This is a genomic window from Pseudomonas sp. R76 (genome assembly GCF_009834565.1).
Taxonomy (GTDB): domain Bacteria; phylum Pseudomonadota; class Gammaproteobacteria; order Pseudomonadales; family Pseudomonadaceae; genus Aquipseudomonas.
In genome coordinates, this window is sequence record NZ_CP019428.1 from 705326 (window position 1) to 721882 (window position 16557).

Annotated in this window: 18 protein-coding genes; 8 read left to right on the forward strand and 10 right to left on the reverse strand. The window is 60.8% G+C overall.

The annotated features are described in order from the left end of the window. Positions 1–2 precede the first annotated feature (2 nt). The 5 genes from livM (at position 3) to PspR76_RS03045 (ending at position 5509) form a co-directional block, all read left to right on the forward strand. A complete protein-coding gene (gene livM / locus PspR76_RS03025) occupies positions 3–1280 on the forward strand; it encodes a high-affinity branched-chain amino acid ABC transporter permease LivM (protein WP_159953905.1) in 1278 nt (425 codons plus the stop codon). After that, a complete protein-coding gene (locus tag PspR76_RS03030; protein WP_159953906.1) occupies positions 1277–2152 on the forward strand; it encodes an ABC transporter ATP-binding protein in 876 nt (291 codons plus the stop codon). Before livM ends, PspR76_RS03030 begins: the two co-directional genes overlap by 4 nt. Continuing rightward, positions 2149–2865 (forward strand): ABC transporter ATP-binding protein, encoded by a 717-nt coding sequence (locus PspR76_RS03035; protein WP_069786861.1) that lies wholly within the window; start codon positions 2149–2151, stop codon positions 2863–2865. Before PspR76_RS03030 ends, PspR76_RS03035 begins: the two co-directional genes overlap by 4 nt. A 785-nt stretch (positions 2866–3650) precedes the next feature. Then, positions 3651–4415, forward strand: coding sequence for an SDR family oxidoreductase (locus tag PspR76_RS03040; RefSeq protein ID WP_101273714.1), 765 nt, complete (start codon positions 3651–3653; stop codon positions 4413–4415). Between the two features lie 188 nt (positions 4416–4603). After that, positions 4604–5509 carry a cation diffusion facilitator family transporter gene (locus PspR76_RS03045; RefSeq protein WP_159953907.1) on the forward strand — a complete coding sequence of 302 codons (906 nt, stop codon included), beginning with the start codon at positions 4604–4606 and terminating at the stop codon, positions 5507–5509. A gap of 109 nt (positions 5510–5618) precedes the next feature. Here the strand turns inward: PspR76_RS03045 and PspR76_RS03050 are convergent, their stop codons facing one another. From PspR76_RS03050 to ureE, 5 genes are all read right to left on the reverse strand, one after another. Beyond that, positions 5619–6728, reverse strand: coding sequence for an AGE family epimerase/isomerase (locus tag PspR76_RS03050; RefSeq protein WP_159953908.1), 1110 nt, complete (start codon positions 6726–6728; stop codon positions 5619–5621). Between the two features lie 159 nt (positions 6729–6887). Next, entirely contained in the window at positions 6888–7460 is a 573-nt protein-coding gene (locus PspR76_RS03055) for a HupE/UreJ family protein (RefSeq protein ID WP_159953909.1), read from the reverse strand. A gap of 24 nt (positions 7461–7484) precedes the next feature. Further along, a complete protein-coding gene (gene ureG / locus PspR76_RS03060) occupies positions 7485–8099 on the reverse strand; it encodes an urease accessory protein UreG (protein ID WP_028615537.1) in 615 nt (204 codons plus the stop codon). Positions 8100–8125: 26 nt separating this feature from the next. After that, positions 8126–8800 carry an urease accessory protein UreF gene (locus PspR76_RS03065; RefSeq protein WP_159953910.1) on the reverse strand — a complete coding sequence of 225 codons (675 nt, stop codon included), beginning with the start codon at positions 8798–8800 and terminating at the stop codon, positions 8126–8128. Beyond that, positions 8797–9297: an urease accessory protein UreE gene (ureE, locus tag PspR76_RS03070; protein WP_159953911.1), complete on the reverse strand. Its 501-nt coding sequence runs from the start codon at positions 9295–9297 to the stop codon at positions 8797–8799. The genes PspR76_RS03065 and ureE overlap by 4 nt, the downstream gene beginning before the upstream one ends. A 338-nt stretch (positions 9298–9635) precedes the next feature. Between ureE and PspR76_RS03075 the strand changes: the two genes are divergently transcribed. Continuing rightward, positions 9636–10124, forward strand: coding sequence for a C40 family peptidase (locus PspR76_RS03075; RefSeq protein WP_159953912.1), 489 nt, complete (start codon positions 9636–9638; stop codon positions 10122–10124). Positions 10125–10128: 4 nt separating this feature from the next. On the opposite strand, the gene PspR76_RS03080 is transcribed toward PspR76_RS03075, so the two are convergent. Continuing rightward, positions 10129–10761 carry a TetR family transcriptional regulator gene (locus PspR76_RS03080; protein ID WP_159961303.1) on the reverse strand — a complete coding sequence of 211 codons (633 nt, stop codon included), beginning with the start codon at positions 10759–10761 and terminating at the stop codon, positions 10129–10131. 150 nt (positions 10762–10911) lie between these two features. After that, on the reverse strand, positions 10912–11283 hold the full coding sequence (locus PspR76_RS03085; RefSeq protein WP_159953913.1) for a hypothetical protein: 372 nt from the start codon (positions 11281–11283) through the stop codon (positions 10912–10914). Between the two features lie 368 nt (positions 11284–11651). On the opposite strand from PspR76_RS03085, the gene PspR76_RS03090 reads away from it, so the two are divergent. Next, on the forward strand, positions 11652–13724 hold the full coding sequence (locus tag PspR76_RS03090) for an AsmA family protein (RefSeq protein WP_159953914.1): 2073 nt from the start codon (positions 11652–11654) through the stop codon (positions 13722–13724). Positions 13725–13860: 136 nt separating this feature from the next. Here the strand turns inward: PspR76_RS03090 and PspR76_RS03095 are convergent, their stop codons facing one another. Both PspR76_RS03095 and PspR76_RS03100 read right to left on the reverse strand, forming a co-directional pair. Further along, positions 13861–14391 (reverse strand): ferritin-like domain-containing protein, encoded by a 531-nt coding sequence (locus PspR76_RS03095; protein ID WP_106577657.1) that lies wholly within the window; start codon positions 14389–14391, stop codon positions 13861–13863. Positions 14392–14406: 15 nt separating this feature from the next. Further along, positions 14407–14571 (reverse strand): hypothetical protein, encoded by a 165-nt coding sequence (locus tag PspR76_RS03100; RefSeq protein WP_159953915.1) that lies wholly within the window; start codon positions 14569–14571, stop codon positions 14407–14409. A 34-nt stretch (positions 14572–14605) separates the two neighbouring features. Here PspR76_RS03100 and PspR76_RS03105 point away from each other — a divergent pair, with 34 nt between their 5' ends. Further along, on the forward strand, positions 14606–15523 hold the full coding sequence (locus PspR76_RS03105; RefSeq protein ID WP_257792560.1) for an esterase/lipase family protein: 918 nt from the start codon (positions 14606–14608) through the stop codon (positions 15521–15523). A gap of 103 nt (positions 15524–15626) precedes the next feature. Here the strand turns inward: PspR76_RS03105 and PspR76_RS03110 are convergent, their stop codons facing one another. Next, positions 15627–16514: a DMT family transporter gene (locus PspR76_RS03110; protein WP_159953917.1), complete on the reverse strand. Its 888-nt coding sequence runs from the start codon at positions 16512–16514 to the stop codon at positions 15627–15629. Between the last annotated feature and the right edge of the window lie 43 nt (positions 16515–16557).

Sequence of the window (16557 nt, forward strand, 5' to 3'; positions counted from 1 at the left end):
ACATGTCTGCTGCCAAATCGATTGATATCAAGAAAAGTGTGGTCGATACGGTCCTCGCCGGGCTGATTTCGTTGATCGTGTTCGGTCCGATCGTCGGCGTGGTCCTCGACGGCTACAGCTTCAACCTGGAACCGGCGCGCGTGGCCGTGCTGGTCGCCATCGTCATGGCCGGGCGCTTTGCCCTGAGCCTGTTCCTGCAAACCCCCAAGGGCCTGAAGATTCTGCAGGGTTTCGAGAGCAGTGGCTCTGGTGTGCACGTGCTGCCGCCGGACTACAAGTCGCGCCTGCGCTGGATCATCCCGGCACTGATCGTGATCGCCATCGTGTTCCCGATCTTCGCCAACAAGTACCTGCTGACGGTGGTCATCCTCGGGCTGATCTACGTGCTGCTGGGCCTGGGCCTGAACATCGTGGTGGGCCTGGCCGGCTTGCTCGACCTGGGTTACGTGGCGTTCTACGCCATCGGCGCTTACGGCCTGGCGCTGGGTTATCAATACCTCGGCCTGGGCTTCTGGACGGTGCTGCCATTGGCGGCAATCTGTGCGGCGCTGGCGGGGTGCATACTCGGGTTCCCGGTGCTACGAATGCATGGCGATTACCTGGCCATCGTGACCCTGGGCTTTGGTGAAATCATTCGCCTGGTGCTCAACAACTGGCTGTCGTTTACCGGTGGCCCGAACGGCATGCCGGTGCCGTCTCCGACCTTCCTGGGCCTTGAGTTCGGGCGCAAAGCCAAGGACGGTGGGATTCCATTCCACGAATTCTTCGCCATCGATTACAACCCCAACATCAAGTTCATGTTCATCTACATCGTGCTGTTCCTGGTGGTATTGGCCGTGCTCTACATCAAGCATCGCCTGACCCGCATGCCGGTCGGCCGTGCCTGGGAAGCCTTGCGCGAAGATGAAATCGCCTGCCGTTCCATGGGCCTGAACCACGTGCTGGTCAAGCTCTCGGCGTTCACCATTGGCGCGTCCACGGCCGGTCTGGCCGGGGTGTTCTTTGCCAGCTACCAAGGCTTCGTCAACCCGTCATCGTTCACCTTCTTCGAGTCGGCGCTGATCCTGGCCATCGTGGTGCTGGGTGGCATGGGCTCGACGGTCGGCGTGGTGATTGCGGCGTTCGTATTGACCGTCGCGCCAGAGTTGCTGCGCAGCTTCTCGGAGTACCGCGTGCTGCTGTTTGGCGTGTTGATGGTGGTGATGATGATCTGGCGACCGCGCGGCCTGATTCGGATCAGCCGTACCGGTGTGACGCCACGCAAGGGGGTAGCGCCATGAGCAAGGAAGTCGTGCTCTCCGTGGAACATTTGATGATGCACTTCGGTGGCATCAAGGCCTTGAGCGATGTGAGCCTCAAGGTAGAACGCAACTCGATCTTTGCCCTGATCGGCCCCAACGGCGCCGGCAAGACCACCGTGTTCAACTGCCTCACCGGCTTCTACAAAGCCAGTGGCGGCAAGATCGAACTCAACGTGCGGGGCAAGCAGACCAACGTGATCCAGCTGCTCGGCGAGCGTTTCAAAGCCGTCGACTTCGTATCGCCGAAAAGCTTCCTCAGCCGGGTGTACTACAAGATGTTCGGCGGCACCCACCTGGTCAACCGCGCAGGCCTGGCGCGGACCTTCCAGAACATTCGCCTGTTCAAGGAAATGTCGGTGCTGGAAAACCTGCTGGTCGCCCAGCACATGTGGGTCAACCGCAACATGCTTGCCGGTATTCTCAACACCAAGAGCTACCGCAAGGCCGAGAGCGACGCCCTCGACCACGCCTTCTACTGGCTGGAAGTGGTCGACCTGGTGGACTGTGCCAACCGCCTGGCCGGCGAGCTTTCCTACGGCCAGCAGCGCCGCCTGGAAATCGCCCGCGCCATGTGCACGCGGCCGCAGATTATCTGCCTGGACGAACCGGCAGCGGGCCTCAACCCGCAGGAAACCGAAGCGCTCAGCGCGATGATTCGCCTGCTGCGCGACGAACACGACCTCACGGTGGTGCTGATCGAACACGACATGGGCATGGTAATGAGTATTTCCGACCACATCGTGGTGCTCGACCACGGCAACGTGATCGCCGAAGGCGGCCCGGACGCGATCCGCAACGACCCGAAAGTGATCGCCGCCTACCTGGGCGCAGACGAAGAGGAGCTGGTATGAGTGCGCCTATCCTCGAAATGAAGGACCTGGACGTGTTTTATGGGCCGATCCAGGCCCTGAAAAAAGTCTCGCTGCACATCAACGAAGGCGAAACCGTGAGCCTGATCGGCTCCAACGGCGCGGGCAAATCCACGCTGTTGATGTCGATCTTCGGCCAGCCACGCGCCGAATCGGGGCAGATCCTCTACAACGGCGTCGACATTACCCACAAGTCGTCCCACTACATCGCCTCCAACGGCATTGCGCAGTCGCCGGAAGGGCGGCGGGTATTCCCCGACATGACCGTCGAGGAAAACCTGCTGATGGGCACCATCCCGATTGGCGACAAATACGCGCAGGAAGACATGCAGCGCATGTTCGAGCTGTTCCCGCGGCTCAAGGAACGCCGCACCCAACGCGCCATGACCATGTCCGGCGGTGAACAGCAAATGCTCGCCATCGCCCGCGCGCTGATGAGCCGGCCCAAGCTGCTGCTGCTGGACGAACCGAGCCTGGGCCTGGCACCGATTGTGGTGAAGCAGATTTTCGCCACCTTGCGTGAACTAGCGGCGACCGGCATGACCATCTTCCTGGTGGAGCAGAACGCCAACCACGCGCTGCGCTTGTCGGACCGCGCTTATGTGATGGTCAACGGCGAGATTCGCCTGACGGGCACCGGTAAAGAGCTGTTAGTGAATGAAGAGGTGCGCAACGCCTACCTCGGCGGGCACTGATCTAAACCCTGGCGCAAGTCCCCTGTGGGAGCGGGCTTGCTCGCGAATGCGGTATGTCAGTTTCAGATGTATTGACTGACCCTCCGCATTCGCGAGCAAGCCCGCTCCCACATTTGTTTTCGGTGTTTTCAGCACCTTCGGCAAATTGTGGAAAACAAATCCAGCCACCCTCCAAAGCGCGACATATAGCCGCCGCAAATCCCTGTTTTGTCACAGTTTTGACTTGTCCCCATTCGCTGTGGAACCGGCTGTGGGTAACGTGGGAGTAGCTGGCTGAAAGCCTTTAACCACGTGGCCTGTAGCGCGGTGGTTGTTTTATGATCAGCGGGTTTTTCGTGACCACACAACCCTTTTGTCAACCTGTTTAAAGACACAGGTATGTGACCGGAATATGTCCGCCAAGCCTGTGGATAAGTCTGTGACTAAACTCTGGAAAGAGTGCCGCAGAGGCCGGAATGACTGGCCTGGAGCCATCGTTCGGATTTTCCCTCTTTACGTGCGCCTACATATGCCCCGCGCCAGGTCAAGCAAAAAACTTTCTAAATCAGGCTGCAAGCCTTGTATACAGCGGCTTTTGGCTTTTCACACTTGCCCCCAAAGACTGTGGGCGCAGTTGTGGATAACCTGCGCGCATATGGCTGCAGGCCACGGGGCATAAGGCTTTGCTCGCGATGATCAAAAAATGATCAGCTGTGCGTGAAGGTGTGTGCTTAGCGGTTGCCGCAATCGCGGCGTAAGGGCATTCTGCTGGCTGATTTTTCCCCGATGCCCGCAAGGAGAACACCATGTCCGACACGCTGTTTATTACTGGCGCCACCTCAGGTTTCGGCGAGGCTTGCGCCCGTCGTTTTGCCGAGGCCGGCTGGAAACTGGTGCTCACCGGCCGGCGTGCCGACCGTTTGAATGCGTTGGTCGAAGAGCTTTCCAAGCAGACCGAAGTGCATGGCCTGGTCGTCGACGTGCGTGACCGCAAGGGCATGGAAGACGCCATCGCCAACCTGCCGCCCTCGTTTGCCAAACTGCGCGGCCTGATCAACAACGCCGGCCTGGCCGTGGGCACTGACCCGGCGCCCAAGTGCAGCCTCGACGATTGGGAAACCATGGTCGACACCAACATCAAGGGCCTGCTGACCACCACCAGCCTGCTGCTGCCGCGCCTGATCGCTCACGGCCGTGGCGCCGGGATCATCAACCTCGGCTCTATCGCCGGCAGCTACCCGTACCCGGGCAGCCACGTGTATGGCGGCTCCAAGGCATTCGTGAAGCAATTCTCGCTGAACCTGCGCTGCGACCTGCAAGGCACCGGCGTGCGCGTCACCAACATCGAGCCAGGGCTGTGTGAGAGCGAATTTTCGCTGGTGCGCTTCGGTGGCGACCAGGCGCGTTATGACGCGACCTATGCCGGTGCCGAGCCGATCCAGCCGCAGGACATTGCCGATACCATCTTCTGGGTGTTGAACACGCCGGCGCATGTGAACATCAACCGCCTGGAGCTGATGCCGGTGAGCCAGACCTGGGCCGGGTTTGCGATTGAGCGTGGGGCCAAGTAAGGCTCAAGACCGCGTCGGGTTCATCGCAGGCAAGCCAGCTCCCACATGTGATCGGGTTTGCACGGTCAAAATGTGGGAGCTGGCTTGCCTGCGATGGCGGCAAATCGGCCAAAACACGACATAAGGTACACTCCCCTCCTGAAAACCCCTCCGCACTGTGCGGTTTAAAGGTTTTGACAGGAGGAAATGTGAGTAACCGAGGTGAGCAGGCACTGCTCAAACAATCGACCATCCTGATGTTCGCCGTGGCGATCGCCGGGATTGTCACGGGTGTGATTTCTGGCGCCCAATCCATTCTATTCGACGGTTTTTTCTCGCTGATCGCCACCGCCATCAAGGTGTTGATGCTGATCACGGCCAAGCTGATCGCCAAGAAAAGCAACGAGCGCTTCCAGTTTGGCTATTGGCATCTGGAGCCGATGGTGCTGCTGATCGAGGGCAGCTTCCTGCTGCTGATTGCCATCTATGCGTTTCTCAACGGCGTGTTCGGCATTATCAATGGCGGGCGTGAAATTGAGCTGGGGTTGGTGATCGTCTACGCGGCGGTGTTTACCGTTGTCGAATTCGCCTATTTCTTCTACGTGCGTTATCGCAATCGCACGCTGAAGTCCTCTTTGATCCAGTTCGACAACATCAGCTGGCTGGTGGACGCGATGCTGTCGGTGGGCTTGCTGATCAGCTTTCTTGCCGCGCTGTTGCTCAAGTCCCAGGGCTATGGCGAGTGGGCGGTGTATGTCGACCCGTTGATCCTGATTCTGCTGGCCCTGAGCATGCTGGCGCCGGCGTTCAAGATCCTGCGCCCGGCCTTGCGCGAGGTGCTCGGGATTGCCCCGGATCACTTGGACGACAAAGTACGTGAAGTGATGGACGCGGCCCAGGCCAAGCATGGTTTCGACGATTACGTGTCCTACGTGCAAAAGCACGGGCGGGCGCGGTTTATCGAGATTCATGTGGTGTTGCCGGCGAATTACCCGGTGGATAACGTCGCCACCCTTGATGGGCTGCGCGAAGAGATATCCACAGGTCTCGGCACGCCGGATGCGGCGCGGTGGTTGACGATCAGTTTTACTGGGGATCGCAAGTGGATCGCGTGAGGTCAGTTAGACCGAGGTGAGGCTATCGCAGGCAAGCCAGCTCCCACAGTTGAATTGTGAACCGATTCAAAATGTGGGAGCTGGCTTGCCTGCGATAGGGCCCTTGAGGTCAGCCCAAATGCTGGATCAAACCCTGATAACAGGTCGCCAAGTGATACGGCGTAGTCGACGGCATGTCCCGGCGGCTCACGGCGCCCTTGGCATCCAGGCATTCATGCCAGCCTTTCTCATGTAAAAAGTGCTGCTGCAGCGCCAGCAATTGGCGTTGCAACACCGCGTCACTGCCAGGCCGCAAGGTCAGTGCCCGCAGGTATTCAGCCTGGGCCCAGATTCGTTGCGTGCCGTCGCGCACCGTGCCGTCCAGGGCGAGCATGCCGCTGACCGCGCCACTCGATTTATCCACACCCTTGAGCTCGGCGTAGGCAAACGCTCGCGTCAGTGAGGCGTGCAACGGCGTGCCGCGCAGTACGTCTGAAGACTCGAGCAAATAGAACCATTCGAACTGGTGCCCCGGCTCAAACCAGTTATCCACAGCACCCAGCGGTTTCTCCATCATCACGCCGTGCTGGCGGTCGATGAAGCGCTTTTGCATGGCCGTGGCCAGGTCCAGCAGTGCATCTTGCGTGACGGCGTCTTCACGCACGGCCAGGGTGGCGAGAAAGCCTTCGGCCAGGTGCATCAGCGGGTTCTGCAGTGGGCCGGACTTGAGCGATGACCAATTGCGTTCCAATACCGCTTCGTACAGGCCGTCGCCGGTGGCGAAGCGTTGGGCGACGACTTCGAGCGCCGCATCGAGCACCGATTCCACCAGTGGCTCGCGGACTTTGGCCCAGTAGTGGGCGCAGGCAAAGATGATGAAGGCGTGGGTGTAGAGGTCTTTGCGCTTATCCAGTGGTTTGCCGTGGGCGTCGATGCTGTAGAACCAGCCGCCATGCTCGGCATCGTGGAAGTGCCGCTGCAGGGAGCGGAACAGCGCCGCCGCGCGTTCTTCGGCGAAGGCCGCGCCGGGCTCGCCGATCTGGCTGGCGAACAGGTACAGCTGTCGGGCACAGGCCATGGCGCGGTAGCGTTGTGGGGGCAACGGCCGGTGGTCGGCGTCGAGCGCCTCATAGGGCAACGCCAGCTCGGCATTCCAGCCCGGGCCTTGCCAGAGCGGCACGATCAGGTCGTGGAAGTGCGTGAGCACGGTGTTCAAGGAAGTTTGAGAAGCGATGGGCATCGGCTGGCGTCGTCACGGCAGGGGTGTAGGCGCGCATGGTAGCAGGCTGATCGTTCCCACGCTCTGCGTGGGAACGCATTTTCTGACGCTCTGCGTCAGGCCTTGGGACGCGGAGCGTCCTGGGCTGCATTCCCACGCGGAGCGTGGGAACGATCAAGGTCAGCCTGCCAGCAACCAAACCCCGGTCGCCGCCGACGCCGCCCCGGCCACCCGCACCAACGGTGCAGCCGCAGCCGGCAGATAACGCACCAGCGCGTACCCGGCAGCGTGCAACACCGCCGTCGCGCCGACAAAACCGGCCGCGTACGCCCACGGGCTGGACATGTCCGGCAGCTCCAAACCGTGCGCCACACCATGGAACAGCGCAAACAACGCCGTGGCAGCCACCGCAACAAACAGCGGCGGCCGTACCGCCAGCGCCACCGCCAGGCCCAGCGCGAGAACCGAGGCGGCAATCCCGCTTTCCAGCGCCGGCAGTTCCAGGCCTTCAAAGCCGAGCAAGCCGCCAATCAGCATGGTGCCGACAAACGCGCAAGGCAGTGCCCAGCGCGCGTTGCCTTTTTGCTGCGCGGCCCAGAGGCCGACCGCGACCATGGCCAGCAAGTGATCGATACCGCCCAATGGGTGGCTGATGCCGGCGACCAGCCCGTTATCGCCATGCCCGGGGTGAGCGAAGGCGATGGCCGGGGCGAGCAGCAGGGTGGCGGTTGCGAGAAGTTTGTTGAGACCCATGTACAGGCTCCTTTCAGGGTGAGATCAGGCCGCAGTGAGCAAGCCCTGACGTTCGATAAAGGCGACGATTTCATCCAGGCCGACGCCGGTTTTCTGGTTGCTGAACACAAAGGGTTTGCCGTTACGCATGCGCGTGGTGTCGCTGTTCATCAATTCCAGCGAGGCGCCTACCAGTGGGGCCAGGTCGATCTTGTTGATCACCAGCAAGTCGGATTTGCAAATACCGGGCCCGCCTTTGCGCGGCAGCTTGTCGCCGGCCGACACATCGATCACGTAGATGGTCAGGTCCGACAGTTCCGGGCTGAAGGTTGCCGACAGGTTGTCGCCACCGGACTCCACCAGGATCAGGTCCAGGCCGGGAAAGCGCCGGTTGAGCTGGTCGACGGCTTCGAGGTTGATCGAGGCGTCTTCACGAATTGCCGTGTGCGGGCAGCCACCGGTTTCCACGCCGATGATGCGTTCCGGCGCCAGGGCCTGGTTGCGCACCAGAAAGTCAGCGTCTTCGCGGGTATAGATGTCGTTGGTCACCACGGCCAGGTTGTAGCGGTCACGCAGGGCCAGGCATAGCGCCAGGGTCAGGGCGGTTTTGCCGGAGCCTACCGGGCCGCCGATGCCGACGCGCAAAGGTTGTGTGTTCATGTGCTTCTCCACTGAACTAAAAGGGCTTAGGAACGGAACAAGCGGCTGTACTGGCGCTCGTGGGCCATGCACGCCAGGGACAGGCCGAACGCGGCGCTGCCGAAATGGTTGGGGTCGATACGGGCTGCATCCTGCTGGGCCTGTTGCAGCAACGGCAGCAGTTCACTGGTCAGGCGTTGGGCGGCTTGCTGGCCCAACGGCAGGGTTTTCATCAATACGGCGAGTTGGTTTTCCAGCCAGCTCCACAGCCAGGCGGCGAGGGCGTCGTCAGGGTTGATGTGCCAGGCGCGCGCCGCCAGGGCCCAACCCAGGGCCAGGTGCGGTTCGGCGCACTGCGCCAGAAACCCACGTGCTGCGTCGTCCAGTTCCGGCAAGCCGTTGAGCAGCTGTTGCAGGGAGTAGCCCATCTGCCGGCTTTCCTGATACAGCTCGCGGGTCTCGCGGCTGGCGCGGTGCTCTTCGCACCATTGCGCCAGGCGCGGCCAGTCCTGTTCGGCTGCCGCGCGGCAATGGGCAAGCAGCAGCGGCGCCTCGAAGCGGGCAAGGTTGAGCAGCAACTGGTCGCTGATCCAGCGTCGAGCACTCGCGGCATCATGGACGCGGGCATTTTCCACGGCCATCTCCAGGCCCTGGGAATAGCTGTAGCCACCAATCGGCAATTGCGGACTGGCCAGACGCAACAGCGCCCAGGCTGGGTTCATAGACGTACGCCGAACTGGTGCAGCTTGGGCGGGTAGTTGAAGTCTTCATCGCCATGGCGCGAATGGTGATGGCCACCGCCATAGGCGCCGTGTTCCGGTTGGAACGGGGCTTCGATGGTTTCGGTGTGCGCGCCCAGCTGTTCGAGCATGGCCTTGAGCACGTAGTCATCGAGCAGGCGCAGCCAGCCGTCGCCGACTTGCAGGGCCACATGGCGGTTGCCGAGGTGATAGGCCGCGCGGGTCAGTTCAAACGCATTGCTGCAGGTGACGTGCAGCAGTTGTTCAGGGCGGGCAACGACGCGTACGACGCGTCCGTCTTCAGCCTGTAGGCATTCGCCATCGTGCAACGGCGGCTGGCCGCGCTCCAGAAACAGGCCGACGTCTTCGCCATCGGCACTGAAACAGCGCAGCCGGCTCTTGCTGCGTGCGTCGAAATTCAGCAGCAGTTCAGCGGCCCAGAGGGCTTGGGGGGCGATTCGGCGGTGGATCACCAGCATCAGGAGGCTTCCAGCTATGAGCGATAAAAGAGCTAGAGCAAGGGTCTTGCCAACCGCACGCGCGAATGGGAATTCCCTGTAGGCAAGCACGGTCGCGCCACCGAACGGGGCGTCAGTCAATTCCTACTGCGCCTCTAAATGGTGCGCTAATGGATTTATAGCACCAGATGTGGGCGTTCTGCGTTGAGATCCGCTGTGTACTGCATGAAATTTCTTTCATCCAATTCGCATTGGATTTTTCTCGGATATGTCCTACGCAATAGCGGGATTTGTCGCTCAAAAAGTTACGCGCTGTTTCACTACGATGTGCGCCGTATTCAATTCACAGCGACGCCCTCATGTTCAAAGTATTTTTATGTTCACTCATTGTCAGTCTGGCCTGTGCCGTCTTCCCTGCCTCGGCCAATTTGAAAGTGCCTGCGAACGCCGGTGCTACGGCCTCTATCGACAACATGATCGATCGCGCCCAAGCGTTGCTCGGCACGCCCTATAACGGCAGTGGGAACTCGGTTGATCAGGGGTTTGATTGCAGCGGCTTCCTGGTTTATCTGTTCAAGACCGAAGTCAATATTCGTTTGCCGCGCACGACGACAGCCATGCACCGGTCCAGTGCCAGGACGATCCCGCGAGAGGCGCTCAAACCGGGCGATGCCGTGTTTTTCAAGGGCAATGGGCGCAGCGGTGTCAGCCATGTGGGCCTTTATATAGGCCAAGGCAAATTCATCCACTCGCCCAGTAGCGGCAAGCGCGTTCGCATCGATTTATTGAACAGCCACTACTGGAAAAAACACTACACCACCGCCAAGCGCTTTCACCCGGCTGGCTGACGGCTTACTCGGTGCTGCCCAGGCCTTGCCAATGCTTGAGGCCGATAAAGATAAAGCGCAGTTGCTGGGTGATCTTCGCCTGGGGCGTGAGATGGGCGGGCAGGGCTTGGGCGGGCGGGTCGATGATGTCGGGCAGGGTGGCGAACACACTCTTGACGATCAGGTCGGCCATTACGTGCAAACCGTCGGGATCGAGATGCTGGAGTTTGGGCATCAGCGTGAGGTCGGCGGCGAGGTCGCGGGTGATGTCTTCGCGCAGGGCGCCGATGGCCTGGCGCACGGCCAGGCAGCCACCGTATTGTTCACGGGCCAGGAACAGGAACTGCGAACGGTTGGCCGAGACCACATCCAGGAAAATCCGCACGGACGCATCGATGATGCCGCCCATCACGAACTCGTTGTGGCGTACCAGGCGAATCGTGGCGCGAAAGGTCTGGCCGACTTCACTGACCAAGACCAGCCCAAGTTGATCCATATCGTCAAAGTGACGGTAGAACCCGGTCGGCACAATGCCGGCGGTCTTGGCCACTTCGCGCAGGCTCAGGCTGCCGAACCCACGGCCACACTCCATCAGATGGCGGGCTGCGTCCATCAAGGCGAGGCGGGTTTGTTGCTTCTGTTCGGCGCGGGGCAGCATCGGCGGGTTGGCTTTGTCGGCAAGTACAGCGACGCACTCTAGCAAAACCGCTTCGTCGGCGTCGAACTTGGCGGGGTGAGGCGGGACGCGGTCTATCAAAAAGCAAAAGCCCGATCGGCTGATCGGGCTTTTTTCTCGGCCACCACGGGCTTAGCTCTGTGCTTGATGCAGTTCTTGCAGACGGTCAGCACCGCCTTCGGCAACACCTTGGGTGTAAGCGCGGTCGTTGGCTTGTTCAGCACCGCCTTCTACCAGGCCTTTCTGTTCCAGGCGATCACGGCCACCTTCGGCAACGCCTTCGGTGTAAGCGCGTTTGTTGGCGTGTTCCGAACCGTTTTCTGCAACAGCGCCTTTGGCGTAGTCACGGTTTTCGTCTTCTTGCGAACCGCTGCGAGCCAGGGTTTGGCTGGCCTGAACGGCTTGAGCTTTGTTCTGTGGGGTGGCTTGTTCAGCGGCTGGCAGGGCAAAAGCACTGGAAGCCAGGACAGACAGCAGAACGGTAGCGAGTAATTGGCGTTTCATGATGGTTGCTCCTTGGGAGGGCGATAAAGTGGGTACAGGGCTAATGCTACTCTCGATAAGTCGATATAAAAGTTCATAAACACAATGGTAATAATCAACAGAATTGATTGTTCCCGGCAGAGGCTCTAGCACGCACCTCTCAAGCCCGCGGTTTTGCACCATGGTGGGTATTTTCGACCCGTTCGTGGGTAACACTGGTGCAGTGTTGATGGTTTGGTCGACTTGAGCTGTAGGAGGAATCGCTTTTTTTGCGATGAATTCGAACTCCGGGTAAACCCCCAGACCATTTGTCAGTCGTAGCCCTATAAGCTGTAGTCAAAAGGTGCGCGGCAGCGCGCGCCCTCAGTCGTAATCAGGAGTCCTGTGCAATGACGCGCACTCGTAAAATTGTCGCTTGGAGCTGCGCCAGCTTCGTTCTGTTAATCGCCGTGGTGGTGTTGTTGCTGGTGTTCTTCGACTGGAACCGCATCAAGCCGCCCCTGAATGCCAAGGTCTCCGAAGAGCTGCATCGCCCCTTTGCCATTAATGGCAACCTTGCAGTGGTGTGGGCACGTGAGCCGGATGAAGGCGGTTGGCGCGCCTGGGTGCCGTGGCCGCACGTGATCGCCGAAGACCTGACGCTGGGCAACCCCGACTGGTCGAAGAAACCGCAAATGGTCACGCTCAAGCGCGTTGAATTGCGTATTTCGCCGTTGGCGCTGTTGGTACAACGCGTGGTGATCCCGCGTATCGACCTCACTGAACCCAGTGCCGACTTGCAGCGCCTGGCCGACGGCCGTGCCAACTGGACCTTCAAATTCGACCCCAAAGACCCCAACGCCGAGCCTTCCAGCTGGGTGGTCGACATCGGCGCCATCGGCTTCGATAAGGGCCACGTGACCCTCGACGACCAAACCCTCAAGACCCAGCTCGACGTGATCATTGACCCGCTGGGCAAGCCAATTCCTTTCGGTGAAATCGTGGGCGATGCGGATGCCAAAAAGGCCCTGGAAAAAGGCTCGGCGCCTCAGGACTACGCATTCGGCCTTAAGGTTAAAGGCCAATACCACGGCCAGAAACTCGACGGCGCCGGCAAGATCGGCGGCCTGCTGGCCCTGCAGGACGCGGCCAAGCCGTTCCCGCTGCAAGCCCAGGTGAAAATCGCCGACACCCGCATCGCCCTGGCCGGCACCCTGACCGACCCGCTGAACCTCGGCGCACTGGACCTGCGCCTGAAACTGGCAGGCACCAGCCTGGGTAACCTATACCCGCTGACCGGCGTGACGCTGCCCGATTCCCCCGCCTATTCCACCGACGGTCACCTGATCGCCAAGCTGCATGAAGCCAGCGGCGCCTCGTTCACCTATGAGAACTTCAACGGCAAAATCGGCGACAGCGACATCCACGGCAACCTGAGTTACGTCGCCAGTCAACCACGGCCCAAGCTCAGCGGCGCGCTGGTGTCCAACCAACTGCTGATGAATGACCTTGCGCCGCTGATCGGCGCAGACTCCAACGCCAAGCAAAAGGCCCGTGGCGGTGAAAGCAAACAACCAGCGACCAAGGTGCTGCCGGTGGAGGAGTTCCGCACCGAACGCTGGCGCGACATGGACGCCGACGTCGAATTCACCGGCAAACGCATCGTGCACAGTGCCGATTTACCCTTCACCGATCTCTACACACACCTGGTGCTCAACGATGGCGAACTCAGCCTGGAGCCGCTGCGTTTCGGCGTGGCGGGCGGCAAGCTGGATGCGCAGATTCGCTTGAACGGCCGCACCGTGCCGATGGAAGGGCGCGCCAAACTCACCGCGCGCAACTTCAAGCTCAAGCAGCTGTTCCCGACCTTCGAACCGATGAAAACCAGCTTTGGTGAACTCAACGGTGATGCGGATATTTCCGGGCGTGGTAATTCCGTGGCGGCGCTGTTGGGTACCTCCAACGGCGACCTGAAAATGCTTATCAACGATGGCGCGATCAGCCGTGGCTTGATGGAAATTGCCGGGCTCAACGTGGGCAACTACGTGGTGGGCCGCCTGTTCGGCGACAAGGAAGTGAAGATCAACTGCGCGGCGGCGGACTTCGGCATCAAGACCGGCCTGGCCACCACCCGCCTGTTTGTGTTCGATACCGAGAACGCGATCATCTACATCGACGGCACGGCCAACATGGCCACCGAGCAGTTGGACCTCACGATCACGCCTGAGTCGAAAGGCTTTCGCCTGTTCTCGCTGCGCTCGCCGCTGTACGTCAACGGGCCGTTTATCAAGCCGAATGCGGGTGTGAAGGCGGTGCCGCTGATGCTGCGTGGCGCGGGTATGGTTGCACTCGGCGTGATCGCCGGCCCGGCGGCTGGGTTGTTGGCCTTGGTCGCGCCAAGCGGCGATGAGCCCAACCAGTGCGCGCCGTTGCTGCAGCAGATGAAGGAAGGCAAGGCGCCGAAAACCGTGAAAAGTAACTGACAACACCCGAATGCAAATGTGGGAGCTGGCTTGCCTGCGATAGCGGTGTAACAGTCGAAAAATGAGCTGACTGATCGATCGCTATCGCGGGCAAGCCCGCTCCCACAAGGGTATTGAGGTATTGCAGTGTTGCGGGTTACAGGTCTTGCAGAATGTCGGCCATGTCGTCGGCGTGTTCTTCTTCCTGGGCCAGGATCTCTTCGAAGATGCGACGTGTGGTCGGGTCTTTGTCGCCGATGTACTGGATGATTTCGCGGTAGCTGTCCACCGCAATGCGCTCGGCCACCAAGTCTTCGTAGACCATTTCTTTCAGGTTATTGCCGGCCACGTATTGGGCGTGGGAGTTCTTCGACAGCAGGTCGGGGTTGAACTCCGGCTCGCCGCCCAATTGCACGATGCGCTCGGCCAGTTTGTCGGCGTGCTCGGCTTCCTGGGTCGCGTGCTCGAGGAATTCATCAGCGGCGACGCTGGCTTTCAGGCCGGTGGCCATGAAGTAGTGACGCTTGTAGCGCAACACGCAGACCAACTCAGTGGCCAGCGAGGCGTTGAGCAGGCGGATGATTTCTTCGCGATCAGCGTCGTAGCCTTCGGTCACGGCGCCGTTTTCGACGTTCTGGCGGGCGCGTGAGCGCAGGGTCGCAACGTCAGTCAAATGTGCTTCAGTCATCTCAATCTCCTGGTGCTAATCCGGTTTTACGCCACGCTCTGCCGGCGTGATCGCTCCCAGTTGTGAGTCCCGCGCAACGCAAAAAGTTTTATCGGATTTCACGGATTCCTGCGCGCCTGTGACGAAGCCGAGCGCCAGTTGCACGACCTGGCCGGGCATTTCTAAAGCGCTGGCGGTCATGGGGCGGTCATGTCGAGTGGTCTAGGATGACGTTATCGCCCCCAATCAGGATGCCCGCCGCACGCCCGAATCCCTCGCCACGCGTTACCCGCTCGTGCTGGTGCCCGGCATGCTGGGTTTTGTGCGCCTGGTGCTGTTCCCTTACTGGTACGGCATTGTCCCGGCACTGCGGGCGGGTGGCGCGCAGGTGTTTGCCGTGCAGGTGGCGCCGCTGGATTCCAGCGAAGTGCGCGGCGAGCAGTTGCTGGTGCAGATCGAGCGGATCCGCCGCGAGACCGGCGCCGACAAGGTTAACCTGATCGGCCATAGCCAAGGCTCGCTCACCGCCCGTTATGCCGCGGCCAAGCGCCCGGAATGGGTGGCGTCGGTGACGTCGGTGGCCGGGCCCAACCACGGTTCGGAATTGGCGGACCATTTCCATATTCACTATCCGCCGGACCGCTGGAAAGGCCGGGTCGTGAGCGCGGTGTTTCATCTGGTCGCCTGGGTGATGGGCCTGCTGGAAACCGGTTATCGCGGGCCACGCTTCAAGGCGGATTTACAGGCGTCGCACCAGTCCTTGACGTGCGAAGGCGTGGCCCGGTTTAACCGCCAGTATCCCCAAGGGCTGCCGGAAACCTGGGGCGGGCAGGGCGCCGAGGTGGTCAACGGCGTGCGTTATTACTCGTGGTCCGGCACCTTGCAGCCGGGCAAGACTGATCGCGGGCGGAACCTGCTGGACGGCACGAACCGCAGTTGCCGGTTATTCGCCCGCAGTTTTGTGCGGGAGAAGGGCCAGTGCGACGGCATGGTCGGGCGCTATAGCTCACACCTGGGCGTGGTGATCGGCGATGACTATGCGCTGGACCACTTTGATATCGTCAACCAGTCGTTGGGGCTGGTGGGCAAGGGCGCGGAGCCGATTCGGTTGTTTGTTGAGCATGCGCGAAGGCTGAAGGCGGCGGGGGTTTAGCAGGTGGACCGCGTTATCGTTCATCGCAGGCAAGCCAGCTCCCACATTCCAAGGTTGGAACACGGTCAACTGTGGGAGCTGGCTTGCCTGCGATAGCGGTGTATCAGGCCACACTGACCTCACGGCGCACCGGCGTCGTCCAACGCTCCGACAAAATCACCCCGCCCAACGTCAGCAAGCCGCCCACCAAGTGGTACAGCGCCAACTCTTCCTTCAGCACCACCGCCGCAATCAGCGCGGTAATCAACGGCAGCAAGTTGAAAAACAGCGTGGTGCGGCTTGGCCCCAGGGTTTTCACCGAGTGCATCCACGCCAGGGGTGCGAGCATCGACGCCAGCAAGCAGGCGTACAGCACCAGCGGAATATTCGCCCAGCCCAGGCCCGCCTTGGTCGAGAACAGGAACAGCGGGAACAACACCACCACCGCCACCAGCACCTGCAGGTACAGCAACACCAACGGCGGCAGGCGCAGCTGCCATTTTTTCAGCAGGGTGCTGTAGACCGCGTAGGCCAGCGTGGCGATCAGCATCATGCCGTCGCCCAGGTTGAGCCCGTGTTGCAGCAGTGCGCCGAGGTTGCCGGCCGAGACCACCACCACCACGCCGGCGAACGACAGCACCGCGCCGGTCAGCGCGCCGAAGGTCAGGCGCTGGCCGAGGCTGATGATGGCGGCGGTCAATGACATCAACGGCATCAGCGAGAGGATGATGCCCATGTTGGTGGCGCTGGTCAGGGTCGCGGCGTAGTAAGCCAGGCTTTGGTACACCGCCATGCCCAGCACGCCGAGGATGAAGATCTTGCCCAGGTTCGGGCGGATCAGCGCCCAGTTGGCAATCACTGGCTTGAGCATGAACGGGGTAAACAGCAGCGCCGCGAGCAACCAGCGGTAAAAGCCGATCTCTGCGGGGAAAATCGTGCCCACGGCCAGTTTGTTGACCACGGTGTTACCAGCCCAGATAAAAATGGCCAGCAGGGGATAGGCGTATTGCATCGAAAGAAACCAGGTGTGTTGATGAGGCAGGATTATCCCTTGT

Coding starts and splice junctions, on each gene's coding strand:
- PspR76_RS03075 (WP_159953912.1), top strand. CDS start 9,636: ATGTTCAAAGTATTTTTATGTTCACTCATTGTCAGTCTGGCCTGTGCC.
- PspR76_RS03040 (WP_101273714.1), top strand. CDS start 3,651: ATGTCCGACACGCTGTTTATTACTGGCGCCACCTCAGGTTTCGGCGAG.
- PspR76_RS03100 (WP_159953915.1), bottom strand. CDS start 14,571: ATGACCGCCAGCGCTTTAGAAATGCCCGGCCAGGTCGTGCAACTGGCG.
- PspR76_RS03050 (WP_159953908.1), bottom strand. CDS start 6,728: ATGCCCATCGCTTCTCAAACTTCCTTGAACACCGTGCTCACGCACTTC.
- PspR76_RS03110 (WP_159953917.1), bottom strand. CDS start 16,514: ATGCAATACGCCTATCCCCTGCTGGCCATTTTTATCTGGGCTGGTAAC.
- PspR76_RS03065 (WP_159953910.1), bottom strand. CDS start 8,800: ATGAACCCAGCCTGGGCGCTGTTGCGTCTGGCCAGTCCGCAATTGCCG.
- PspR76_RS03035 (WP_069786861.1), top strand. CDS start 2,149: ATGAGTGCGCCTATCCTCGAAATGAAGGACCTGGACGTGTTTTATGGG.
- PspR76_RS03080 (WP_159961303.1), bottom strand. CDS start 10,761: ATGCTGCCCCGCGCCGAACAGAAGCAACAAACCCGCCTCGCCTTGATG.
- PspR76_RS03030 (WP_159953906.1), top strand. CDS start 1,277: ATGAGCAAGGAAGTCGTGCTCTCCGTGGAACATTTGATGATGCACTTC.
- ureG (WP_028615537.1), bottom strand. CDS start 8,099: ATGAACACACAACCTTTGCGCGTCGGCATCGGCGGCCCGGTAGGCTCC.
- PspR76_RS03090 (WP_159953914.1), top strand. CDS start 11,652: ATGACGCGCACTCGTAAAATTGTCGCTTGGAGCTGCGCCAGCTTCGTT.
- PspR76_RS03085 (WP_159953913.1), bottom strand. CDS start 11,283: ATGAAACGCCAATTACTCGCTACCGTTCTGCTGTCTGTCCTGGCTTCC.
- PspR76_RS03095 (WP_106577657.1), bottom strand. CDS start 14,391: ATGACTGAAGCACATTTGACTGACGTTGCGACCCTGCGCTCACGCGCC.
- PspR76_RS03055 (WP_159953909.1), bottom strand. CDS start 7,460: ATGGGTCTCAACAAACTTCTCGCAACCGCCACCCTGCTGCTCGCCCCG.
- livM (WP_159953905.1), top strand. CDS start 3: ATGTCTGCTGCCAAATCGATTGATATCAAGAAAAGTGTGGTCGATACG.
- ureE (WP_159953911.1), bottom strand. CDS start 9,297: ATGCTGGTGATCCACCGCCGAATCGCCCCCCAAGCCCTCTGGGCCGCT.